Source organism: Paenibacillus sp. JDR-2, from assembly GCF_000023585.1.
GTDB lineage: Bacteria > Bacillota > Bacilli > Paenibacillales > Paenibacillaceae > Pristimantibacillus.
On record NC_012914.1, the window covers coordinates 478,423 to 500,669 of the forward strand.

20 protein-coding genes are annotated in these 22,247 nt (G+C 42.8%); 18 read left to right on the forward strand and 2 right to left on the reverse strand.

From position 1 onward, the window contains the following. Nucleotide 1 precedes the first annotated feature (1 nt). The 12 genes from PJDR2_RS02185 (at nucleotide 2) to PJDR2_RS02240 (ending at nucleotide 13,650) form a co-directional block, all read left to right on the forward strand. Nucleotides 2–1,261, forward strand: coding sequence for a glycosyltransferase family 4 protein (locus PJDR2_RS02185; RefSeq protein ID WP_012772407.1), 1,260 nt, complete (start codon nucleotides 2–4; stop codon nucleotides 1,259–1,261). Nucleotides 1,262–1,280: 19 nt separating this feature from the next. Next, on the forward strand, nucleotides 1,281–1,859 hold the full coding sequence (locus PJDR2_RS02190; protein WP_012772408.1) for an acyltransferase: 579 nt from the start codon (nucleotides 1,281–1,283) through the stop codon (nucleotides 1,857–1,859). Continuing rightward, nucleotides 1,856–2,944: a glycosyltransferase family 4 protein gene (locus tag PJDR2_RS02195; RefSeq protein WP_012772409.1), complete on the forward strand. Its 1,089-nt coding sequence runs from the start codon at nucleotides 1,856–1,858 to the stop codon at nucleotides 2,942–2,944. The genes PJDR2_RS02190 and PJDR2_RS02195 overlap by 4 nt, the downstream gene beginning before the upstream one ends. 1 nt (nucleotide 2,945) lies before the next feature. Further along, nucleotides 2,946–3,860 (forward strand): glycosyltransferase family 2 protein, encoded by a 915-nt coding sequence (locus tag PJDR2_RS02200; RefSeq protein WP_012772410.1) that lies wholly within the window; start codon nucleotides 2,946–2,948, stop codon nucleotides 3,858–3,860. 108 nt (nucleotides 3,861–3,968) lie between these two features. After that, nucleotides 3,969–5,258, forward strand: coding sequence for a hypothetical protein (locus PJDR2_RS31665; RefSeq protein WP_012772411.1), 1,290 nt, complete (start codon nucleotides 3,969–3,971; stop codon nucleotides 5,256–5,258). Nucleotides 5,259–5,333: 75 nt separating this feature from the next. Next, nucleotides 5,334–6,710, forward strand: a complete 1,377-nt coding sequence (locus tag PJDR2_RS02210) for a sugar phosphate nucleotidyltransferase (RefSeq protein WP_012772412.1) — start codon at nucleotides 5,334–5,336, stop codon at nucleotides 6,708–6,710. Between the two features lie 98 nt (nucleotides 6,711–6,808). Next, nucleotides 6,809–8,254 carry an oligosaccharide flippase family protein gene (locus tag PJDR2_RS02215; RefSeq protein WP_041613255.1) on the forward strand — a complete coding sequence of 482 codons (1,446 nt, stop codon included), beginning with the start codon at nucleotides 6,809–6,811 and terminating at the stop codon, nucleotides 8,252–8,254. 29 nt (nucleotides 8,255–8,283) lie between these two features. Next, a complete protein-coding gene (locus tag PJDR2_RS02220; RefSeq protein ID WP_012772414.1) occupies nucleotides 8,284–9,189 on the forward strand; it encodes an ATP-grasp fold amidoligase family protein in 906 nt (301 codons plus the stop codon). Between the two features lie 19 nt (nucleotides 9,190–9,208). Further along, complete coding sequence (locus PJDR2_RS02225) at nucleotides 9,209–10,300, forward strand: hypothetical protein (protein ID WP_012772415.1); 1,092 nt, start codon at nucleotides 9,209–9,211, stop codon at nucleotides 10,298–10,300. A gap of 2 nt (nucleotides 10,301–10,302) precedes the next feature. Further along, nucleotides 10,303–11,640 carry a UDP-glucose dehydrogenase family protein gene (locus PJDR2_RS02230; protein ID WP_012772416.1) on the forward strand — a complete coding sequence of 446 codons (1,338 nt, stop codon included), beginning with the start codon at nucleotides 10,303–10,305 and terminating at the stop codon, nucleotides 11,638–11,640. A gap of 28 nt (nucleotides 11,641–11,668) precedes the next feature. After that, on the forward strand, nucleotides 11,669–12,688 hold the full coding sequence (locus tag PJDR2_RS02235; RefSeq protein ID WP_012772417.1) for a hypothetical protein: 1,020 nt from the start codon (nucleotides 11,669–11,671) through the stop codon (nucleotides 12,686–12,688). A 20-nt stretch (nucleotides 12,689–12,708) separates the two neighbouring features. Further along, nucleotides 12,709–13,650, forward strand: a complete 942-nt coding sequence (locus PJDR2_RS02240) for a stalk domain-containing protein (RefSeq protein WP_012772418.1) — start codon at nucleotides 12,709–12,711, stop codon at nucleotides 13,648–13,650. A gap of 78 nt (nucleotides 13,651–13,728) precedes the next feature. Here the strand turns inward: PJDR2_RS02240 and PJDR2_RS33380 are convergent, their stop codons facing one another. Beyond that, complete coding sequence (locus tag PJDR2_RS33380; protein ID WP_012772419.1) at nucleotides 13,729–13,860, reverse strand: hypothetical protein; 132 nt, start codon at nucleotides 13,858–13,860, stop codon at nucleotides 13,729–13,731. 299 nt (nucleotides 13,861–14,159) lie between these two features. Here PJDR2_RS33380 and PJDR2_RS02245 point away from each other — a divergent pair, with 299 nt between their 5' ends. After that, on the forward strand, nucleotides 14,160–14,699 hold the full coding sequence (locus PJDR2_RS02245; RefSeq protein ID WP_012772420.1) for a VanZ family protein: 540 nt from the start codon (nucleotides 14,160–14,162) through the stop codon (nucleotides 14,697–14,699). Between the two features lie 111 nt (nucleotides 14,700–14,810). Further along, on the forward strand, nucleotides 14,811–16,256 hold the full coding sequence (locus PJDR2_RS02250) for a nicotinate phosphoribosyltransferase (protein WP_012772421.1): 1,446 nt from the start codon (nucleotides 14,811–14,813) through the stop codon (nucleotides 16,254–16,256). 50 nt (nucleotides 16,257–16,306) lie between these two features. On the opposite strand, the gene PJDR2_RS02255 is transcribed toward PJDR2_RS02250, so the two are convergent. After that, nucleotides 16,307–17,188, reverse strand: a complete 882-nt coding sequence (locus PJDR2_RS02255; RefSeq protein ID WP_012772422.1) for a helix-turn-helix transcriptional regulator — start codon at nucleotides 17,186–17,188, stop codon at nucleotides 16,307–16,309. A gap of 183 nt (nucleotides 17,189–17,371) precedes the next feature. On the opposite strand from PJDR2_RS02255, the gene PJDR2_RS02260 reads away from it, so the two are divergent. From PJDR2_RS02260 to PJDR2_RS02275, 4 genes are all read left to right on the forward strand, one after another. Then, the gene (locus PJDR2_RS02260) at nucleotides 17,372–18,766 is read left to right on the forward strand and encodes an MATE family efflux transporter (RefSeq protein ID WP_012772424.1); all 1,395 of its coding nucleotides are present in this window, start codon (nucleotides 17,372–17,374) and stop codon (nucleotides 18,764–18,766) included. Nucleotides 18,767–18,794: 28 nt separating this feature from the next. Continuing rightward, nucleotides 18,795–19,283, forward strand: coding sequence for a translation initiation factor IF-3 (infC, locus tag PJDR2_RS02265; protein WP_012772425.1), 489 nt, complete (start codon nucleotides 18,795–18,797; stop codon nucleotides 19,281–19,283). A gap of 160 nt (nucleotides 19,284–19,443) precedes the next feature. Further along, on the forward strand, nucleotides 19,444–21,162 hold the full coding sequence (locus PJDR2_RS02270) for an ABC transporter ATP-binding protein (protein ID WP_012772426.1): 1,719 nt from the start codon (nucleotides 19,444–19,446) through the stop codon (nucleotides 21,160–21,162). Nucleotides 21,163–21,341: 179 nt separating this feature from the next. Beyond that, complete coding sequence (locus PJDR2_RS02275; protein WP_041613830.1) at nucleotides 21,342–22,235, forward strand: decaprenyl-phosphate phosphoribosyltransferase; 894 nt, start codon at nucleotides 21,342–21,344, stop codon at nucleotides 22,233–22,235. Nucleotides 22,236–22,247 lie beyond the last annotated feature (12 nt).

Below are 22,247 nucleotides of genomic sequence, written 5' to 3' on the forward strand. Positions count from 1 at the left end.
TATGACAACCGAACCGAGTTCAAAGAAGAAGCTGCTTATTTACGCTCATTATTATCACCCGGACGTCGCATCTACCGGCCAGATCCTGAAGGAGCTAGCCGAAGGGATGCTTGATTCTTTTGATATAACGGTTATCTGTGTTGTACCTTCTTATACAGGCGTCATAGCTCCAGAATATAACAACAAAATGTTCTACTCTGAAGAGATTAACGGTGTTAAAGTATTGCGAATTCGTGTACCCGAGTTCAGTAAGAACAACAAGGTGAGCAGAATTAAGAACATTCTGGCTTACTTTGTTGGGGCTATGCTGGCTACATTCAAGGTGGGCAAAATGGATTATGTATATTCCATCTCACAGCCTCCAGTCCTTGGAGGACTTATTGGGGTGTGGGGCAAGTGGATGAAGCGGGCCAAGTATATCTACAACATCCAGGACTTCAATCCGGAACAAACGATGGCTGTTGGATACAGCAAGAACAAGCTAATTCTGAATGCTATGTTGTGGTTCGATAAATTCAGCTGCAGATGCTCGGATAAAGTCATTGTAGTTGGTCGAGATATGGTTGAAACGGTCAAGCAACGGTTCAAGGGAAAAAAAATTCCGAATCATTCCTTCATTAATAACTGGATCGACGAGAAGGAGATTTATCCTCTGCCGTCTGATCATAAACAAGTGGTTGCATTTAAAAAGAAGTATGGTTTGGAGGATAAGTTCGTAATCATGTACTCCGGCAATATCGGTCTGTACTATGACCTTGAGAACATGATGCCTGTCATTAAGGAGTTCAAGGATCGGGACCACGTTGTATTTGCCTTTATCGGTGAAGGATCTGTTCTGAAGGACTTGGTTGCTTATAAAGAAGAACATGAGCTTAACAATGTAACCTTTATTCCTTATCAGAAGAAGTCGGATCTCATTTATAGTCTTAACGCCGGTGATGTTCATTGGTGTATTAATGCTAAAGGCATTAAGGGAGTATCTGTTCCAAGCAAGCTCTATGGAATTATGGCAGCCGGGAAACCGATATTGGGAGTGCTAGAACAAGGATCCGAAGCTCGACTTATTATTGAAGAAACGAATTGCGGCTATGTAACTGAACCTGCAAACTATGGTGAGGTTGAGGCAATTATTGAGAAGTTCATCAGTGAGAAAGAAACCAATATTCCTGCTGAAATGAGCAAGCGTGGAAGAGCCTTCTTAGTTAAGAATCTGACGAAGGATGTATCGATTAGCAAATATATTCAAGAAATCAGTATTTAACAAAGCTGAGGTTATTCATATGAATAGTAATTGGTTTAAGATTTTAATGAAAGTAACTAAGGTTAGATACGGAAAAAAATTATTGTTAAAGGGTATACCAGTAATCTTCAACAAGTCCGGTGCAGAACTAATAATTGGCGATAATGTAACAATTAACTCGTCGTTCCTATCTAACCTGGTTGGTTTATATCAGAGGACAATTATTGTAACACGCACAGCAGATGCAAGGATTAGAATTGGTAGTAATGTTGGAATATCCGGGGCTACGATATATGCACGTAAAAGTATTCAAATTGGTAATAATACATTAATTGGTGGTAATACGAAGATTATAGACAATGACTTTCATCCGGTTGACCCGAATGTAAGAAGTATTACTCCGAATGACCATATTGGTGTCCGGCCAATTGAAATTGGTCAGAATGTTTTTATTGGCTGTAATTGTTTAATTCTAAAAGGTGCAAAAATAGGCGATAATGCCGTAATTGGTGCAGGAAGTGTGGTTAGCGGAGAGATCCCAGCCAATTGTGTAGCTGCTGGCAACCCTGTTAAAGTAATTCGTTACTTAGAGATAAATGAAGTGAAGGTAACAATATGAAAAAGAAACGGGTTTGTTTTATAGCACAGTTTCCGCCACCCATTCACGGTTTATCAAAAGCAGTGGATACACTATATAGATCTGATCTTAATGAAGTGTTTGACTTTGATAAGATAGATATTACTAGAAATAGGGATTTTGTGAAGAACCTATTTTTAATTTGGAATAGTAAAGCGGATATCTTTTACTTTACTATAAGTCAAACTAAAGCAGGGAACATAAGGGATTTAATTATTCTTAACTTATTGAAGTTTAGAAAGAAAAAATGTTTAGTACATCTCCATGGAGGATATTATCGTCACCTAATTGATAAAGAACTAAGTGGTTGGCAACGACGAATTAATATCAATGTTATCAAAAACTTATCTGGTGTAATTGTTCTTGGCCCATCTCTTAAGTTCAATTTTCAGGGGATAATTAATGAAGAGAAGATTCATATAGTTCCAAATTGTATCGATGATGAGTACCTGATATCTGAAGCAGAATTCGAGAAGAAAAATGTTGCATTAGAACAGAAAGAAGTACTAAATGTTCTATATCTAAGTAATTTTATCAGGAGTAAAGGCTACCCAGAGGTACTGAAGATGGCAAAGTTAGAAAAAGAACGGGTTAGCGAAGGGGGGACCAAACAATTTCATTTTAATTTTGCAGGTAAGTTTTTTGAAGTTAGTGAACGAGAGTTCTTTGAGGATTATATTAAGGAGAACGAACTTCAAGACTTTATTTCATATCATGGCGTAGTTACTGGTCAACAGAAGAAAGAACTATTAAATAAATGTGACATATTCATTTTACTTACAAGGTATCCAAATGAAGGCCAACCAATTTCAATCTTGGAGGCAATGGGTAACGGTATGGTAATTGTGACGACGGATCATGCAGGTATACCTGATATTGTGAAGGATGGGATCAATGGAATTGTTGTAAGGGAAGAAATTGATATCAATAAAACTTTTGAAGCACTTCTTATGCGTAGGAGCCAGTTACATTTAATTGGAAGGGTAAATAGAACAACTTGTCTATTAAACTACAAAGAAAAAAGCTACATAAAAAATTTAGAAAATATTTTTAAGGAAGAATCTTAATATGGAAAAAATCTCATGTATAGTGACAACTTATAAACGACCTATTCCAGTTTTACAGCGTGCTGTTGCTAGTATAGTAAATCAGACATACTCCAACTTAGAATTAATTGTTGTAAATGATGCACCGCAGATATTAAAGTTAGTTGAAGATATTCGCATCATGCTTAATGAGTTTACTAATATACCTATTAAATATATTGTTCAGCATCAAAATATGGGGGCATGTCAAGCTCGTAACACAGGAATAGAAGAAGCATCAGGTGAATATGTAGCCTTTTTAGATGACGATGATGAGTGGCTCCCCGATAAATTGGAAAAACAGTATGCATTGATAACCAAAGAGCGGGTTGCGTTAGTATACTGCTCACATTATGAAATTAGACAAGAGGGGACTCGAACGCTAGTGATAGAAGATCTAGCAAGAGAGGGGATTCATCAAGATGAATTTGAGCGCTTATTACTTGCCAATTTTGTAGGTTCAACTTCATATCCATTACTTAGATTATCCGCAGTTAAAACAGTTGGTGGATTTGATACTAATTTAAAAGCTTCTCAGGATCATGACTTATGGCTGCGAATTGCAAGAAAATATCCAATAGTGTATTGTAATGAGCCTTTGGTAAATTATTATCATAGCGAGGAATCCATATCTTCTAATATGGAGAATAAGCTTCAGGGATTTAACTTCCTGCTTAATAAATATAAAGATGAGTATTTAAAGAAGAAAGATCTCCATAACTATAGATTAAATTATATAGCATACTGTTGTTTTAAAAGTAAGTATTTTAATGGATTTATTAGCTTTACATTAAGAGCATTTAAAACAAAATTAATAAGTAAGTATAATTTTATGTTGTTGTCCAAGATGTCGAAAAAAGCCGTAAGAATCCTGTCAACTCGTAAGAAGTTAATTTAGTCCTTGATAAGACAAAAAAAGGTAGTAATAATAGTCTACAGCGATGAACTAGGCACTAAATATAAATAATTGCTTGGTTCAATAATAATAATTAGGTTGTGTTGCACAATGCGAAGCTTAAATCCATCAATATATGCTTTTAAAATTTCACTTATCATGCTTTTAAGCTGTTATTTAATATTTTCAACAAGCTCAACTTATACAAATCAAATAACAGCGGGATTAGCGTTAGCCTTTTCACTGTTACTTTGCTATAAGGCCAGAAAAAGCATCCCAATATTTATTGCTTCATTATTTATTCTTTATTGTAATTACAGTGTTGTGGTAGGAGAATACTTTACTGGAGGGGAGTTAGGGGCTACTTTTAATCAAACTAAAACTACCGAGATATATGGGATAACTATAAAAATCCTGCTATTATTCATAAGTATCCTCTCTGTATTCTATAACGCCAAAAAAACTGAGTTAGAAGCCTTCGTAATAAACCATAAAAACAACGCACTGATATATTATTCTTTATTAGCTGTTCTTCTTTATATTTTTCTATTTGGAGTAAAAAGAGGTAATTATTCTTCATATGAGGTAAGCGTTACTCCTCTATATGAATATTCTACTTTGTTATTTTTAATTTGTTATTATACATCAGGAGGTATAAAACTAAGAAAGTATATAATAGTTGTGTTCTGTTTATTGTTTATTATCCAGGATTTTTACTATGGTGGAAGAATTACTTCTATGCAACTTATTATATTATTATTAATGACTATATTTCTTAAACGATTGAAACTGAAGTTAGTAATTATGGGGGCTATTGTAGGGATTGTCCTTAATTCTTTTGTGGATGTATATAGGCAAAACTATTCATTAAAATCGACATATTTATTAGATATTATAGCTAGTCTATTTAATAATTACTTCGTTTTTAATACACCAGTTTTCGCCTTTTATTCGTCCTCCACACATGTTGCAACATCTCAAATAATAGGATTTCATGATAAGGCAATTTCATTATTACAGTTTATCATTTCAATATTTATTGGCTCATCCAAGAACATGGGGAATGTTACATACTATTCAAAACAGCATTTCTTTAATATTGGAGGTGGGTTTTTGCCATCTCATTTTTACTTTTGGTTAAGTTGGTCTGGAGTTATCATAGCGGCAATAATTATGGTGCTTATTTTTAATGCGGTTGGAAAAGGGAAAAGTGATTTTTGGAGACTTGCAACCGTTTGTCTTATCTATTCATTACCACGCTGGTATCTGTATACACCTTTGAGTTTAATTAGACCGATACTTCTATTATGTATACTTTATTTAATTTATTTTATCGTAAATCAAATTTTGCAGAATGTTTCTGACGCACCAAAAGTGCGCTATCGTAGCCACAAATTTTAATGATATCTGTAACATAACTAGTGACAAATTTATTGTATTAAAAGGAATGAATAAATTAAAGAGAGGGTGCTTTCAATGAAAATGGTCCTTCTTTCTGGCGGTTCGGGTAAGAGGCTTTGGCCACTTTCAAACGATTCCCGTTCAAAACAGTTTTTAAGAGTTCTTGACAATGAAGACCAAGAACGTATTTCAATGTTACAGAGAGTTTGGAGTCAAATTAATGACAGTGGATTAGATGAATCATGTTTTGTTACAATTGCAAAATCTCAGATAGAGATGATACATAGTCAGATTGGGACATCTGTTCCACTAATAATTGAACCAGAAAGGCGAGACACATTTCCAGCGATTGCTTTAACAGCATCGTATTTATATTCTGTAGCAAAGCTTGATTTGAATGAAGTAGTAGCGATTTTACCAGTTGACCCTTATGTAGAGGGTCAATTTTTTTATGCAGTGAAACAATTAGAGGAGATTATCCAGCAGACAGATGCAGATTTGGCACTTATTGGAGTAAGGCCTACATATCCATCGGCTAAATATGGTTATATTATTCCTTTTAGTAATCAAGTGGATAATCATGATGTTTTAAAAGTCAGTCATTTTCAAGAAAAGCCTACAGAGGAGGCTGCTGTAAATTTAATAGAGCAAAATGGACTATGGAACTGTGGAGTATTTTCTTTTAAGTTAGGTTATTTAATTAATATACTTAAGGATAAAGGTTATCCGTTGAGTTATGAACAACTTGTAGAGAGATATCATGAATTACCTAAAATTAGTTTTGATTATGAAATAGTAGAGAAATCCAAAAATATTGTAGTTTTGCCCTATGATGGATACTGGAAGGACCTTGGTACTTGGAATACATTAACGGAAGAAATGGGTCAGAGTCAATTAGGTAAGGGAACCATTAGTGAAGACTGTGTAAATACTCATCTTATTAATGAGCTAGATATTCCAGTTACCATACTCGGATTATCAAACATTGTTGTAGTTGCTAGCCCTGATGGAATTCTTGTAACTGATAAAAGTGCCAGTCCGAGAATAAAAGAATACATTGATTATGACCAAGGTCCAATGTTCGAAGAGAGAGAATGGGGATGGATTCGAATATTAGATGAAGAACGTTATGAGAATGGTCGTTCTGTGATAGCTAAACGCGTAGCTATTAAGGAAGGAAAAAATCTTTCTTATCTGATGAATATGTATCGTGAAGAAGTATGGACAATTGTGAAGGGTGAAGGAGAATTTATTCAAAATGGTACTCCAATGAAAGTGATGGCAGGCAATGTTCTTCATATTCCAGCCAAAACATTACATAGTTTAAAAGCAATTAGTGATGTAGAAATAATAGTAGTTAATACAGGAGAGATTAATCAAGATCAGACAATAGAACTTTACTCATCGTGGTCGGAGGTAAGGAAATATTTTCACGATATCTCGATTGGATGAAAAAATTGCTCCTAAGAGAAAAAATGTCATTAAAGTTTAGTGTCAAAAAAAGTATATCGAACGATCCTGACTAATGAAAGGGGGCTATGATAGTTTTTATGAGTAGCATTAAAAAGAATTATATATTCCAAATCTCCTATCAAATTCTTATTATAATTCTCCCGATATTTACCGCCCCCTATGTTTCAAGAGTACTTGGTGTTGAAGGAGTGGGTACATACTCATATACTTTTTCAGTTGCAAACTATTTTGTGTTGTTTGCCATGCTTGGCATAAACAATCATGGTAGTAGAAGAATTGCTATGGTTAGGGATAATAAAGAAAAGCTAAATCAAACCTTTAGCAGTATATTAACAATACATATAATATCATCCATAATAATGATAATTCTGTATTTAGGTTATTCATTGTTCATTGTGAAAGAAAACAGTTTATTTGCATTGATATCGACTATTTATATTTTAGCTGCGTTATTTGATGTAAATTGGTTTTTCTTTGGTATGGAGAAATTTAAAATAACTGTAACAAGGAATATTATAATAAAAATACTGACAGTGCTGTTAATATTTTTGTGTGTAAAGGATAAAAACGATTTAGTAATTTATATTTTAATAATGGCGATAGGAACCTTTATTAGTCAATCCATGATATGGGGACTAATAAATAAATATGTACAAATAGTAAAACCCAGCTGGAGTGAAATAACAACACATTTCAAACCTATGCTAATAATGTTTATACCAACGTTATCAGTAAGTTTGTACAGGATTATGGATAAAGTTTTGTTGGGGGCATTAACGGACCATTCTCAAGTAGGGTTGTTTGATAATGCTGAGAAAATTATAAATATACCATTAGCATTAATTACAGGATTAGGGACAGTAATGCTTCCAAGAATGTCTAATTTAGTGACGAATTCAGACTTTGCTAGAGCTGAAAGATATTTTTCAAACTCAATGAAGTTTGCAATAATAGTTTCTTTAGGCTGGTTCTTTGGGGTTAGTGCTATAGCTCCTAAATTTGCACCAGTTTTTTTTGGAATAGAATTCGAAAAAACTGGGGCAATAATGCAGGGTTTAGCGATTACTATTCCATTCATTGCTTTTGCAAATGTAATAAGAACACAGTATTTGATTCCAAATAATTTGGATTCTATATTTGTGAAATCAGTTTTAATTGGTGCAGTTATTAGCGTTATTACAAATATTATTTTAATTCCTCATTATCAAGCTTTAGGCTCTACTGTGGCGACAGTATTAGCAGAGATATCGGTATGTGCTTATCAATGTTGGGCAGTTAGAAGGGAACTCTCAATAAAAAAACATATTAAATCTTCAGTATATTTTGTTTTCTTGGGATTTCTAATGTTTATTATTGTAAGTGTAATTAGTATGAATCTTCCGGATTCAGCTTTATACATGATCCTGGAAACTATGGCTGGAGTATTGATATACAGTCTTGGTACTTTAATTTATTTATATATATTTAAGGATGAATTGTTGTATACCTTTGCTAAGAGGAAAGTAGGGTCTATTAATAGATGATATGTGCAGCAAAATAAGGGGGGAACTCAATGCTAAAAATCCTCAAATTGATAAAAGGTATAGTGATGTTTAGATTAATGAAAATTTTGAACGGAAGCAGATTAATAAGCAATGAAAATAAAGTTAGATTAAATTTTTATATCAATCATGGATATAAGCTAAATTTAAATTATCCAAAAACGCTATCAGAGAAAATTCATTGGATTAAAATCAATGGGAAATTAACTCGTTTTTCAGACTTAGTCGATAAATATGAAGTTCGTAGATATGTGGGTAATATTATTGGGGAAGAATATCTTATACCCTTAATTGGAGTCTACGAGAATAGTCGTAAAATTGATTTCAACAAACTACCTAAAGAGTTTATTATCAAAGCGACACATTCTTCAGGGTGGAATTTAATAGTTAGTGACAAATCAAAATTAAATTGGTCTATCACGTGTCGAAAAATCGATAAATGGATAAATGCGAGTTTCTATCGAATTACAGGCGAAGAGAACTATAAAAATATACGTGGACGTGTAGTAATAGAAGAGTTGATACATGATGATTCTGGTGACTTAAAGGATTATAAGTTTTTTTGTTATCATGGTGAACCCAAATATGTTCAACTAGACGGAGGTAGGTACAACACACATAAACGAGATATGTATGACACAGATTGGAATAAGATAAATGTTAGATATGGTTATAACAATTTTGATACCCCAATTGAAAAACCGAAAATGTTAGATCTAATGGTTGAATTGTCAAGAAAACTTTCTAAAGGATTTGCCTTTGTTCGTGTTGATCTTTATTGTGTAAATGAAAGTGAAATATTATTTGGAGAAATGACATTCACACCTGGAAACGGAGCAAGAAGATTTAGTCCGATTGAGTATGATCAATTTTTTGGTGAACCCTTAATACTAGAAAAATATAACCAAGGAATATGACTTTTGTCTAATTTAAATTATGAAAATAAAAATAGCTTATTATATTTCAGACTACGGTTATGGACATGCAACAAGGAGCATTGCAGTTATCCGTGCAATGCTCCTTGTTGCAGAACAATTCTATATGCTTACTATCTGTTCTTCAGACAAAATATTGGCCTTTATGAAGGCTTCACTTTCCGATTATCAAGAGGTTATTCAGTATCGCCGATGCATCTCGGACGTGGGTTATGTTCTTCAGCCAGACAGTATTGAACCTGACACAGTGGCCTTTATAGCAAAGTATCACGAGTATTTGGAGAAATTGCCTCATGAAGCTGCGCGGGAGGCGGATTTTCTTCGAACGGCTGAGGTCAATCTCGTAATCTCAGATATTTCTCCAATTGCCTTTGCAGCTGCGAGACAGGCTGACATACCTTCGGTAGGAATATCTAATTTCACCTGGTATACCGCTTACTTGGAAATGATCAATCATTCTGCTCTACAGCCGTTATTTGAAGTCTATGCTGCAATGGACTATTTTGTTCGTTTAGAAGGTGCTGTTGAACCGGATTGGGGGAAACGAGGAACTCTTCGAGCGGATTTTTTTAGCAGGGAAGTGGATCAACAGGAAGTAAGTCGTATTTTGCAGACCATTAATCCTGGTAGGCAGAAGAGAGTCGTCTATTTCGGTATTGGAATGAGTATAAATGTACAAGATTTGGTCGCGTTGAAGCTGTGGGAGGATGAGGCTTGCCTTTTTATTGTGTCAAGCAACATGAAGGTGGAACATAAGAATATTATAGCTATACCAGCTTTCTATACGGAGTCGCAAAATTATGTTGCAGCATCGGATCTTGTTATCAGTAAGCCGGGATGGAGTACGGTTGGAGAAGCGGTAGCGCTTCGAAAGCCGTTATACCTGCTTCATCGAAGCAAGATGAAAGAAGACAAGAATACTATTCAGGCTCTTCAAGACCGTCACCCCTATCGAATGATAGAGTGGGGGCAGTTAATGGAAGATAACATGCATGACTTTATAGATAGAGAGCATTTCTTTGAAGATATTCGACAACGTAATGGGGCTGCTCATATTGCTGAATATCTCAAACAAATTGTAGGGAGTGAGTGAGAATGAAGCTGGCGGTAATTGGTACCGGATATGTTGGCTTAGTCTCTGGGGTGTGTTTCTCTGAACTGGGCAATGAAGTTGTTTGTGTAGACAATGCCACATCGAAGATCGAGTTATTGAATAATGGTGAAGTTCCTATTCATGAGCCTGGTCTTAAGGAATTGATAGCAAGCAACACGGCTGCGGGGCGATTGTCCTTCACAACGGATCTCGCTGCTGCGGTGAATGATTCAGAGATCATTATTATTGCTGTTGGCACTCCGTCCTTGCCAGATGGAAAGGCCAATTTGGCTTATATTGAGCAAGCGGCTGCGGAAATTGGCCGTGCCATTAATGGATACAAGGTTGTCGTTGTGAAAAGTACGGTACCGGTAGGAACAAATGAGAAGGTTGCAGCCATCATTCGAGATTATGCGACGGAATCCTTTGACTTTGCTTCTGTTCCTGAATTCCTGCGAGAAGGAACAGCTGTTAAAGACACATTGAATCCGGATCGAATTATTATCGGGACGGAAAGTGGGCGCGCGGCAGAGATGCTTACTGCGTTGCATCGTCCATTAACCGATCAAATTACCATAACTGACGTCCGCAGCTCGGAGATGATTAAGTATGCTTCGAATGCCTTCTTGGCTACTAAGATTTCCTTCATTAATGAGATCGCCAATATCTGTGAGAAGGTAGGGGCGGATGTGGAGGAAGTAGCGAAGGGGATGGGGATGGATCGGCGTATCGGATCTTCTTTCCTGAAGGCGGGTATCGGGTACGGCGGATCTTGCTTCCCGAAGGATACGCAAGCGCTCATTCAGATCGCGGGACAGATGGATTATGATTTCAAGCTGTTGAAGTCCGTAGTTGAAGTGAACCGGGATCAACGCTTTAATGTTATTCGGAAGCTGGATGAACTACTGGGAGACGTTACGGGAAGAACGATTGGGATCTGGGGATTGGCCTTCAAGCCGGAAACGGATGATGTGCGTGACGCCCCAGCCTTTGAGATTATGGAGACATTACTGGAGCGGGGAGCATTGGTTAAAGCTTATGATCCTATTGCTTCGAGTAACTTTGAGAAGGCTTTCGACCGTTCTGAGGTAGAATACTGTACCTCTGCTCAAGAAGCTGCTGAAGGTGCGGATGCGCTGTGTATTCTAACGGAGTGGAAGGAGTTTATTAACATTCCGTTGTCGGATATTCAGAAATGGTTAAAGACGCCGAACCTCATTGACGGCCGGAATATTTATCGGGAAGAGGATTTGGAGGAGACTCCTTTCGCTTACTATTCCATAGGAAGACCTAAGATGAATAATGGAGTGAAAGAGACAAATCCTATTCTTTCTTTCTAAATTATGATTAAAGTAGATAGGAGACACCATGGATATACCACGTAAGCAAAAACCAAAAAAGAAGCTAAAGCCTTGGATGAAGTGGGTGATCGGTACCGCTTCATTTTTTGTTGTTGTCGCTTTGATCTTTATGGGAGTCACGTATTATTACATCAAATCCATTGATATTAAGGATATTGCATCCCGACACAACACTGATGTGGCGAACGGCTCTGGTGAGGAGAAATCAGAGCCTAAGAAATTGCCGACTATTATTGAGAAGCCAGTCGAGAAAGCTAGTCAGCTAATTGGGGGCAAAAAGATCGACAGTGCAGATGCTCTAGATGTAGCGGCTATTTTACTTAACTCGGGTCTTAGCCTGAAGCAGATTTCTTATCTTCAAGGCAATGCTACAACGGATTTGTCAGTTGAGGAGAAGCAAAATATTCGTGATCTATTATTAACTAAACTCTCTGATGAGGAGATAAAGTTATTAAGTTCGATTACAAAGCAGTATGGTGTTGCACTTAATATCCTTAATCCTGACTTCCCGATTGAATGGGTAGGAGAAAGGGATCCTGAGAAAATTAAAGAGCACAATGAAGCCTGGCAGAAGATGAAACAGCAATCTAACGGTTCGACAAAGCCTGTAAATAACAAGCCTGCAGAATCCAGTAAGCCTACGGAACCAGAAAAAAAACCAACTCCGGAGCTATCTACGGATTTGAAGAAGGTCAAACAATCCATCGACTCCAAAACGGAGTCACAATTAGCTTCGCTTTCCGGAACCTGTAGGGCTAAAAGTAACACTATTGTGCAGCAGATCGTTGGTAGTGCAGACGGAGTTACGGTAGAGGATCTTCAAAATAAATATCTAGGTAAAGTCATGGAGGCAGAGGGCTCTTGTGATGCGCAGTTCCAGGGCATCGTGAGTCAATCGGCCTCTAGTTATGCTGACGCGGGAATTGATAGCAGTGCAATGCCGGATTGGAATGCGAAGTATGAAGAAAGTAAGCAAAGTGTACGAGCATCCGCAATTAGCGCTATTGCCACAGCTATTAAATCATAATAAATAAGAGGAGAATCCAAATGATGAAAAATTTACGCCATTACACACTCATGCTGTTAATTGTCGCCTTATGTACCGTTCTGCCACTGACAGCTGGTGCTGCATCCAGCTCGGTTACCGTTAAGACACAAGCGGTTAACCTGAAGTTCGACGGACAGTCTCTTGCCTTGCCGGATGGACAATATGCCTTCATTTATCAAGATCGTACTTACATTCCGGTTCGCTTTATCTCTTACGCTCTGCAGAAGTCGGTGAAGTGGGATCAGAAGTCTTCTAAAGTAACGGTATCCGAACCAACTGCTACTGAGAAGGAAGCTCTTGCGAAGCTGCTTGCAGGAGCAACTGCTGGTGGTGCACAACCTGCTGCTGGTAAGAGCATTACCATTAAGCCGGTTCAAGCCACGCTTGTATTTGATGGACAGGCAAAAGCGCTTCCTACAGGTCAATCTCTCTATTCGATCAACAACAGCATCTATGTTCCGCTGCGCTTCATGTCTGAAGCTGTAGGAACGGACATTAAGTGGGATCAGAAGACAAATAGCATTACAGGCGAATCCGCGGCATACAAAGCAGCGCAAGCTGGCGGAGGTACAACACCTGGAGGAAATACGGGTGGAGGAACAGGGGGTACGGATCCATCTACAGGAACGAAGCCATCCTACGAGTCAATCAAGAGTAGTACGGACGCAAAGCTTACTTCTCTAGAATTACAATGCGCAGTTTCTCTGGGCAGCCTTAAGGATCAATATGAAGCAGCGACAGATAGCGCGGTGAAGTCGAGTCTTGCAGCTCAAGGAAATCAAGTAATCGCTCAGTGTAAGGCTGGTTTCCAAAAAATTATCGCGGATGTTACGGCTGACTTGACGAAATATGGCTATAGCTTAGATGTGCTGGCGGAATATCAAACGAGATACGAAAATGATCTTGCAGTTATTGATTCGGTTGCAGCAAAATTGAAATAACCAAAAACTCCCCCGATGGCTTCGAGCCATCGGGGGAGTTTTTCTATTATTTATAATCTTATGTATGGCAGTAGGAGATTATCGGAATAGCCGAGAGCGTTTGTTGTTTCGGTATTTGTACCAGTAGTCGCCGTTCTCGTCTTTAAATACTCGTATGCCTACCATCTTGAAGGGTGTCCAAATCTCGGAGAACATCAAATAGCCAGCCATTCGCTAACCTCCTAAAATGAATGATTACACAAATGGCCGTATTCAAGGACATTCGTGATGGTTCATGCTTCGTAAGCATGTGCCTAACAGAAATCTAATATTTGCTAGATTTATAATACCAAAGAATGGATGCTAAAAACAATAGTTTATAGGACTTTTTGCTCAAATTTACATTACCTTAGTCTTGTTTTTTGCAGGTAGATCAACGGATTTCCATTTCCTTCATGAATCTGATACAATAACAGACCAGAGATAGATAATGGGCGGGTCGGATTGTGTCGAAGGAGTGTTGAAGAGTAATGTTAAAAAAGGATAGAAAAAATTCTATAATATGGTTTTTTGTCGTATTTTGTTGGATTTTTTTCATATTTACATTATCATCTGAATCTTATAATCAGCAGTCAATTAAACCTACTTTAAATAAATGGGTGACCAAAGAGGAATTGGCTCAGAAGCTTCCGGATACTTCCGTGACGTATCATGGCAGCACGGTCGTAGCCAAAGAAGACCCGTACGGCTTCGTGGAGTTCTTCTTCCGCAAAGGAGCTCACTTGTTCATGTACGCCGTGTTATGCGTCTCGCTGTACATGTTCATCCGTAATCTGATGTTCCGCAGGCAGATGGTGCTGCCGGTTATTATGGCGCTGATCCTGACGGGCGGGATTGCGGCGATGGATGAGACGAACCAGCTGAGCAAGGTTGGGCGGACGGGGAATCCGACGGATGTGATTGTGGACCTGACGGGCGGCTGTATTGGCCTGATCATCTGCATTTCGATTAATTATTGGCTTGAACGAAGACGCCGGCGGCCGGAATACCGGTTCGTCCGGAAGTTCTAAAGCAGGCAGCAATAGCGGCAGCCTTTCGCTGATGTGGCGGAAGGCTGTTGTTTTTGCTTATTATGGATATGCTGTGAGTAAGATCAACTTAGAGAGGTGTGTCGAGGAGCAGTGGACGGTTCTAATAACTTAACGCTACATACGGATAAATATCAGATTAATATGATGTACGCTCATTGGATAAATGGCACGGACGGGGAAGGCGCCGTATTCGAGGCTTTCTTCCGCAAGCTGCCGTTCGGCAACGGTTATGCGGTATTCGCTGGCCTCGAGAGAATCGTGGATTTCATCCGGCATCTGAAGTTCGGGGAAGAGGAGCTCGCTTATCTGGCGAAGCAGGAGGAGAATTATGATCCGGGCTTCCTGGAGGTGCTCCGGCAGTTCCGCTTCAAGGGAACGGTGCATGCGGTGGAAGAAGGCTCGCTGGTATTCCCGAATGAACCCATCGTGCGGGTAGAAGGCACGATCTTCGAGACGCAGCTGGTGGAGACGGCGCTGCTCAACTTCATGAACTACCAGACGTTAATTGCGACGAAGGCTTCGCGGATCAAGCAGGTCGCATCGGGAGATATTCTGCTGGAGTTCGGAACGCGCCGGGCACAGGAGGCGGATGCGGCGGTATGGGGTGCGCGTGCGGCTTACATTGCCGGCTTCCACGCTACATCCAATATGCATGCCGGCATGATGTTTGGCATCCCGACGAAGGGAACGCATGCCCATTCCTGGGTGCAGGGGCATGAATCCGAGGAGGAAGCTTTCCTGGCGTATGCGAAGGCTTTGCCGGATGGCGTTACGCTGCTCGTGGATACTTACGACACGCTGAGAAGCGGGGTGCCCAATGCGATTAAGACAGCCCGCTATCTGGAGAGCATCGGCAAGCGGCTTGGCGGCATCCGGCTCGACAGCGGCGACTTGGCGTATCTGTCCAAGGAAGCGCGGAAGATGCTTGATGCGGCAGGGCTGCAGGATGCGAAGATCGTGGCCTCGAACGACCTCGATGAGACGCTGATCTTCAACCTGAAGGCGCAAGGCGCCAAGATTGATACATGGGGCGTTGGCACGCAGCTGATTACGGCTGCCGATCAGCCGTCGCTTGGCGGCGTGTACAAGCTGACCGCCCGCAAGCGTGACGGGCAATACATACCGGTAATCAAGATCTCGGGCAATCCCGAGAAGGTATCCGCTCCGGGCAAGAAGGACGTATACCGGATTATGAACAAGTCCACGGGACTTGCCGAAGCGGATTATATGACGCTGCATGATGAGACGGATATTTTGAATGGCGAGCGGATCAAGTTGTTTGACCCGGTTCATCCGTATATCCATCGGTTCATTAGCGACTATGAAGCGGTGCCGCTGCTGAAGCCTATCGTGGTGGAAGGCGAGATCGTGTACAAGCTTCCGCTTCTGGAAGAGATCCGCAGCTACCACGAGCATCAGCTCAGCATCTTCCGGCCGGAGATCCTCCGCAAGCTGAATCCGGATCTGTATCCGGTTCATCTAAGCGAACAGGCCTGGCAGCTGAAGACGGATCTGATCAAGGCGCATCAGCAGTAGCGGTTATCCGTACCGCCCGCCGCGCGCTGTTGATGCAGCAAGCATACGCCTCAGCCATGCGAGAAGCGCTGGCGGTATTTGCGGGGCGATATGCCCTCGTACTTGGCGAAGCAGGAGGTGAAGTAGGCGGCGGAGTTGAAGCCAACCTCTTCGGCCACCCTTGCGATCGTATAGTTCGTCTGCAGAAGCAGCAGCTTCGACTGCTGAATGCGGAAGCGCAGCAGGAAGTCGAACGGCGAGCAGCCGAATTCCTTTTGCATGCATCTGGCGATATAGACGGGATGGAAGTTGATGCTCTCGCCAAGCTGCTGCGCCTTAATATCCTCGCGGTAATGCTTCCTTAAGTACGAGGCGGCCAGCTCCGCGCATTGCGAGGTTGGCGTCGTGCCCTGCATCTCGATAGAGGCGGACAGCTGCTCGATAATCTCCTGGAACAGCACCTGCTGCTTCCAGCTGACACTGCCCAGATGGTTGCCGTGGCCAAGCTCCATCAGCTGCTGGATCTGCTCGACTGTCTTGGCGGGCTGAAGCAGCCTGGTGTATTGCGGCACCTGCTTGATGAAGGTTTGCGTAGTGAAAATTTGGGGATTTAAGCCATGAGGCTCCCTGCCTTGAATAATCCGCGGAGCATATTCCTCTGAAGCTGCCCACCGTCCCGTTGTCTGGAAGTGAAGCCAGTAATAGGCGGAGGGCTCTTCGCATTCTTTTGTCGCGTAATGATGATTGTCCGGTCCCAGAATGAGTACCTCCCCAGCCCTTACCTCAAACGTGGAATCGCCCTCCCCCATAAAGAGACAGCCTTCTGTAACGACAAGTAAATCAAATACGCCAATCCGGTATCTGCCGGGATGCTTGAACCCGGCCGAGCACTTCGTATAGCCCGATGCGATATAGTGCGGAAGCGGCGGAACGGTAAAATGAAACAGGGTCATAGCGGCACCTTTTTATACCCCTTACGGAGGTTTGAATTTTGAAAGTTTCGGTTGTAAAACTGATACAATATCCGAAGTATAGCATCTATAATATGAAATTGCATGACTATTATAGTGGCGTATTGGAGTTGCCGTTTACTTAAACATCGGCTGCAGCATGTGTACGCTCGGGAGGATTATAAAATGCAAAAGCGTGAACATCACAAGTTTTCGCTATGGATGCTTGCATGGCCGATATTTATTGAGTTATTCCTGCAATTTCTGTTAGGAGCAGCCGATACGCTGCAGGTGAGCAAGATTTCGGATAATGCGGTTGCCGTCGTAGGCTTCTCGACGCAGCTGTTCAGCGCCTTAATGACGCTGTTCATGACGGTTGCGAGCGGGGCGGGTATTCTGATCGCGCAGCGGATTGGGATGCGGAAGAATGAGGATGCCCGGACAATTGCGATTATGGCTGTCAAAGTCAGCGCGATTATAGGTCTTGGAATCAGCGTGCTGCTGTATCTGTTCCCGGGACCGATCGCTTCCGCGCTTCATCTGCCGGATGAATTATTGCCACTGGCCAAAACGTATATTTCGATTGTAGGCGGCGGGATGGTGCTTGTTGCCGTTATGGCGGCGCTGAGCAATGCGATCCGCAATACGGGCAACACGAAAGGCCCGATGTATACGGCCATTGGCATGAATATCGTGCATGTCGGGATGAACTATGCGTTTATTTTCGGCAAATTCGGATTTCCGCAGTGGGGACTCAAAGGGGTTGCGATCTCGACGGACATCAGCCGCCTGCTTGCGGTGATCGTGCTCTTGATCATGTTCCTTGGCGCCTTCGAACGCCAGATTTCGCTTCGCGACTTCAAGCTGTTCGACAGCAAGCTGTTCAAGGAGATTCTGAAGATTGGCTGGCCGCTTGGCATTAACATGTCCTGCTGGGTCTTCTCCCAGCTTCTTATCTATACGTATATCGCGCAGCTTGGCTCGGTGGAGCTGTCGGCCCGTACGTATATGAATACATTGGAATCGTTCTGCTTCATGCTTGGTTATTCGCTTGCGCTTGCGCTTCAGATTCAGATCGCGCATCTGTTCGGAGCAGGCAAGGTGCAGGAGGCTTACAAGAATTCCTACCGTGCGCTTTGGATCGGGCTTGCGATCGTGACGGTGAACGCGCTGGTGCTGTATTTGATCGGCGGTACAATCCTCAAGATCTTCACGGACGATCCGGAGATTATCGCGATGGGCGTCTCCCTGCTTGGGATGAACCTGCTGCTGCAGCCGGGCAAAATGCTCAACATGGGCATCGGCAATGCGCTTAACGCGGTTGGCGACACCCGTTACGTGATGTGGACCTCGATTACTTCGATGACCTTGATCGCAACTATCCTTTCTTATATATTTGGGATAACGCTGGGATGGGGACTTGTTGGCATCTATGCGTGTATGATTATGGATGAATACATCCGCGGCATATGGGTGCTTAGACGGTGGAGACAGAAGAAGTTCATGAAGACGGGCCAGGAGAAGCCGGCTGCCGTCTCGCATAACGGTGCGGGAGGCAAAGGCGCAACGTTAGAGGCCTAACAGACAGTAGACGGGGGATATACGATTTATGTTAATTATGAATGAGAAAATAAAAGCAGCCGAGGTACGCCTCACCGGTCTCGACGGCGAATCGCTTGGCATCGTATCGCGCGAAGAAGCGCTTCAGATGGCGAAGCAGCTGAAGGTGGATCTCGTCTGCGAATCGCTGATGAGCAGTCCGCCTCCGTGCAAGCTGATCGTGCGCGGCGGCGCCAAGCAGCAGGCGAGCCAGCAGAAGCGGGCGGAGAAGGTGAAGAGCGAGCCCGCGAAGGTGAAGGAGCTGCGGCTTAGCGTGGATATCGAGCAGCATGATTACGACACGAAGCTGCGGCAGGCGGTGAAGCTGCTGGAATCGGGCAACGCGGTCCAGCTGGTCATCCGTATTCAAGGCAAAGAGGGCGCTAGGGCGAAGGAACTCCTGGAGCAGCTTCTGGCGGATCTGAAGCCATACGGCGCGAAGCAGACCGGCATTCAGCTCAGCGGCAAGCAAGCGGCGGTTCAAGTGAACCCGAATTAATTGACAGTCATGCCCATCCCATATATGATAATGATTATCAACTAGTGAAAACGGCTGCTTCGTCAATAGGAGGAGCAGCCTATGTTTTCGCGGTGAAATATAAGTCTGGTAGATGAAAAATCATACAAGCTTATATTTTTCTAGAAAAAAGGAGATCCAGATGCTTAAGAAGTTTTTTGCTTATTACAGGCCTTATCGTAAGTTGTTCCTGCTCGACTTCGGCTGCGCGGTTATTCTGGCGGTTCTGGAGCTGCTCTTCCCGCTGGCGGTCAGCCATGTCATCGATACGCTTCTTCCGGAAGGGAATCTGAAGTATATCATTGGCGCCTGCGCGATTCTGCTTGCCGTCTACGTGCTGAATACGTTCCTGTCCTTTGTCGTGACGTATTGGGGGCATATGCTTGGTATCAATATTGAGACGGATATGCGCAGAAAGCTGTTCGATCATGTGCAGAAGCTTAGCTTCCGTTTCTTCGATAATACGAAGACCGGCCATTTGATCTCGCGTATGACGAACGATCTGTTCGAGATCGGGGAAGTGGCGCATCATGGTCCGGAGGATATGTTTATTGCCGTTATGACCCTGATGGGCGCGTTCGGCATTATGGCTTATATTAATCTGCCGCTGACGATCATGACGTTTATCGTCGTGCCGATTATTCTGGTGCTCGTTCTGTTCTTTAATGGAAAAATGACGAAGGCTTCCCACCGTCTCTTCGGGGATATGGCCGACTTTAATGCCCGCGTCGAAGATACTGTTGGCGGTATCCGCGTTGTTCAAGCTTTCTCGAACGAGAAGCACGAGAGCAAGCTGTTCGCAGGCAACAACAGCCGGTTCCGTCAGGCGAAGCTTATCTCTTACAAAATCATCGGTCTGAACTCGTCCATCACTTACATGCTGATGAGACTGGTTACGCTGTTTGTACTGCTTGCCGGTACGTGGTTCGTTATCAACGACAATCTGCTGTACGGGGAATTTGTCGCGTTTGTCCTGATGACGAATATTTTCTTCAAGCCGATCGAGAAGATTAATGCCGTTATTGAAAGCTATCCGCGCGGGATCGCGGGCTTCCGCCGTTACGTGGAGCTGCTCGAGACTGAACCGGATGTAGCGGACGCGCCTAACGCGAAGGCGGTTGACCGTCTGCATGGCGATATCGAATACAAGAGCGTGACGTTTGGTTACGAAGGCGAAGCGAAGGTGCTTAAGGACATCAGCCTGTCGATTCGCGCCGGCGAGACCATCGCATTCGTTGGACCGTCCGGTGCGGGCAAAACCACGCTCTGCAGTCTGCTCCCGCGCTTCTATGAAGTGGATGGAGGCGGCATCTCGGTGGATGGCCACGACATCCGCGATCTGAAGCTGGAATCTCTCCGCAAGCAGATTGGTATCGTGCAGCAGGATGTATTCCTGTTCGCCGGTACCATCCGCGACAACATTACCTACGGTAAGCTTGGCGCATCCGACGCGGATATTATGGAAGCTGCGCGACGCGCGAGACTGGAAGAGTTTATTCAGTCCCAGCCTGACGGACTCGACACGGTTGTCGGGGAGCGGGGCGTGAAGCTGTCCGGCGGCCAGAAGCAGCGGATGGCGATTGCGCGCATGTTCCTGAAGAACCCGCCGATCCTGATCCTGGACGAAGCGACTTCGGCGCTAGATACCGAGACCGAACAGGCGATCCAGCAGTCGCTGGCCGAGCTGTCCGAAGGCCGGACAACGCTTGTTATTGCGCACCGCCTGGCGACGATCAAGAACGCTGACCGCATCGTAGTGGTGACCGAGAACGGCATCACCGAGGAAGGCCGTCACGAGGAGCTTGTAGCAACGGGAGGCATTTACAGCCGTCTGCATCAGGCGCAATTTGGGGCAATATAAGGCTTATTTAAGGGCTTGCCATCGCGGCAGGCTCTTTTTTACGAAAATTTTGCTCCATTCTGTAACTTTTTTTTGCGAAAATGCTACATTTAATGACGTTAATAATGTTACGATAGCCCCAAGTTAATCTCTTATACAGATCGTTGGAGGAGGTAGAGGACTTGGAACCGGAAATTCAAATGGGTAAAAGCTTGGCCCAGGCCCATCCAGGCGTACCCATATCATTAATTAAGCTTCTAAGGCCCAAACAATGGACGAAGAATGCGCTGGTATTCGCAGCCCCCATATTCTCGCTCAGCTTATTGCACTGGTCGTTGTTCTGGCAGGTTATCATCGGATTCTTTCTATTCTGCTTTGTATCCGGGTGCGTGTATATCCTAAATGACTTCTTCGACAGAGAAGCCGACCGCAACCATCCGGAGAAGAGGTATAGACCTATCGCTTCGGGCGCGGTTAACCCTTATGTCGCTTTGGTCTTTGGCTTCCTGCTCCTCACGACCTCACTTACAACGGCCTTTATCTTCAACCCTCTCTTCAGCGGACTGCTTCTTGTGTACTTCCTCATGAATGTCGCTTACTCCATGAAGCTCAAACATGTCGTTATTATGGACGTTATGATTATCGCCTTCGGATTCGTGCTTCGCGCGATTGGCGGCGGATTAATGATTGATGTTCCCCTTACACCTTGGTTTCTCGTATGCACGATGCTCTTATCCCTGTTCCTTGCGATCAGCAAGCGGAGACACGAAATCTTCCTTCTTCAGAATGAGAAGGAGGGGCACCGGAAGGTGCTTGAGAAATATTCCATTCAATTGCTCGATCAGATGAGTAACATCGTTACGACGGCTACGATTATGGCTTACTCGCTGTTCACCTTCACCTCCGGCCGGACGGTCCAATTGATGTGGACGATCCCGTTCGTTATCTATGGGGTATTCCGTTATCTGTATCTCGTCCATATGGAAGGCAAGGGCGGCAAGCCGGATAAGGTGCTTCTCGAGGATAAGCCTATTCTGGTTACGGTTGTGCTCTACGGTATTTCGGTTATCTTGATTCTACTCTTCTTGGAATAAGTGGTGATACTC

Coding starts and splice junctions, on each gene's coding strand:
- PJDR2_RS02245 (WP_012772420.1), top strand. CDS start 14,160: ATGTTAAAAAAGGATAGAAAAAATTCTATAATATGGTTTTTTGTCGTA.
- PJDR2_RS02215 (WP_041613255.1), top strand. CDS start 6,809: ATGAGTAGCATTAAAAAGAATTATATATTCCAAATCTCCTATCAAATT.
- PJDR2_RS02270 (WP_012772426.1), top strand. CDS start 19,444: ATGCTTAAGAAGTTTTTTGCTTATTACAGGCCTTATCGTAAGTTGTTC.
- PJDR2_RS02255 (WP_012772422.1), bottom strand. CDS start 17,188: ATGACCCTGTTTCATTTTACCGTTCCGCCGCTTCCGCACTATATCGCA.
- PJDR2_RS02190 (WP_012772408.1), top strand. CDS start 1,281: ATGAATAGTAATTGGTTTAAGATTTTAATGAAAGTAACTAAGGTTAGA.
- PJDR2_RS02275 (WP_041613830.1), top strand. CDS start 21,342: ATGGGTAAAAGCTTGGCCCAGGCCCATCCAGGCGTACCCATATCATTA.
- PJDR2_RS02200 (WP_012772410.1), top strand. CDS start 2,946: ATGGAAAAAATCTCATGTATAGTGACAACTTATAAACGACCTATTCCA.
- PJDR2_RS02235 (WP_012772417.1), top strand. CDS start 11,669: ATGGATATACCACGTAAGCAAAAACCAAAAAAGAAGCTAAAGCCTTGG.
- PJDR2_RS02230 (WP_012772416.1), top strand. CDS start 10,303: ATGAAGCTGGCGGTAATTGGTACCGGATATGTTGGCTTAGTCTCTGGG.
- PJDR2_RS02210 (WP_012772412.1), top strand. CDS start 5,334: ATGAAAATGGTCCTTCTTTCTGGCGGTTCGGGTAAGAGGCTTTGGCCA.
- infC (WP_012772425.1), top strand. CDS start 18,795: ATGTTAATTATGAATGAGAAAATAAAAGCAGCCGAGGTACGCCTCACC.
- PJDR2_RS02240 (WP_012772418.1), top strand. CDS start 12,709: ATGATGAAAAATTTACGCCATTACACACTCATGCTGTTAATTGTCGCC.
- PJDR2_RS02225 (WP_012772415.1), top strand. CDS start 9,209: ATGAAAATAAAAATAGCTTATTATATTTCAGACTACGGTTATGGACAT.
- PJDR2_RS02195 (WP_012772409.1), top strand. CDS start 1,856: ATGAAAAAGAAACGGGTTTGTTTTATAGCACAGTTTCCGCCACCCATT.
- PJDR2_RS02220 (WP_012772414.1), top strand. CDS start 8,284: ATGCTAAAAATCCTCAAATTGATAAAAGGTATAGTGATGTTTAGATTA.
- PJDR2_RS33380 (WP_012772419.1), bottom strand. CDS start 13,860: ATGGCTGGCTATTTGATGTTCTCCGAGATTTGGACACCCTTCAAGATG.
- PJDR2_RS31665 (WP_012772411.1), top strand. CDS start 3,969: ATGCGAAGCTTAAATCCATCAATATATGCTTTTAAAATTTCACTTATC.
- PJDR2_RS02260 (WP_012772424.1), top strand. CDS start 17,372: ATGCAAAAGCGTGAACATCACAAGTTTTCGCTATGGATGCTTGCATGG.
- PJDR2_RS02185 (WP_012772407.1), top strand. CDS start 2: ATGACAACCGAACCGAGTTCAAAGAAGAAGCTGCTTATTTACGCTCAT.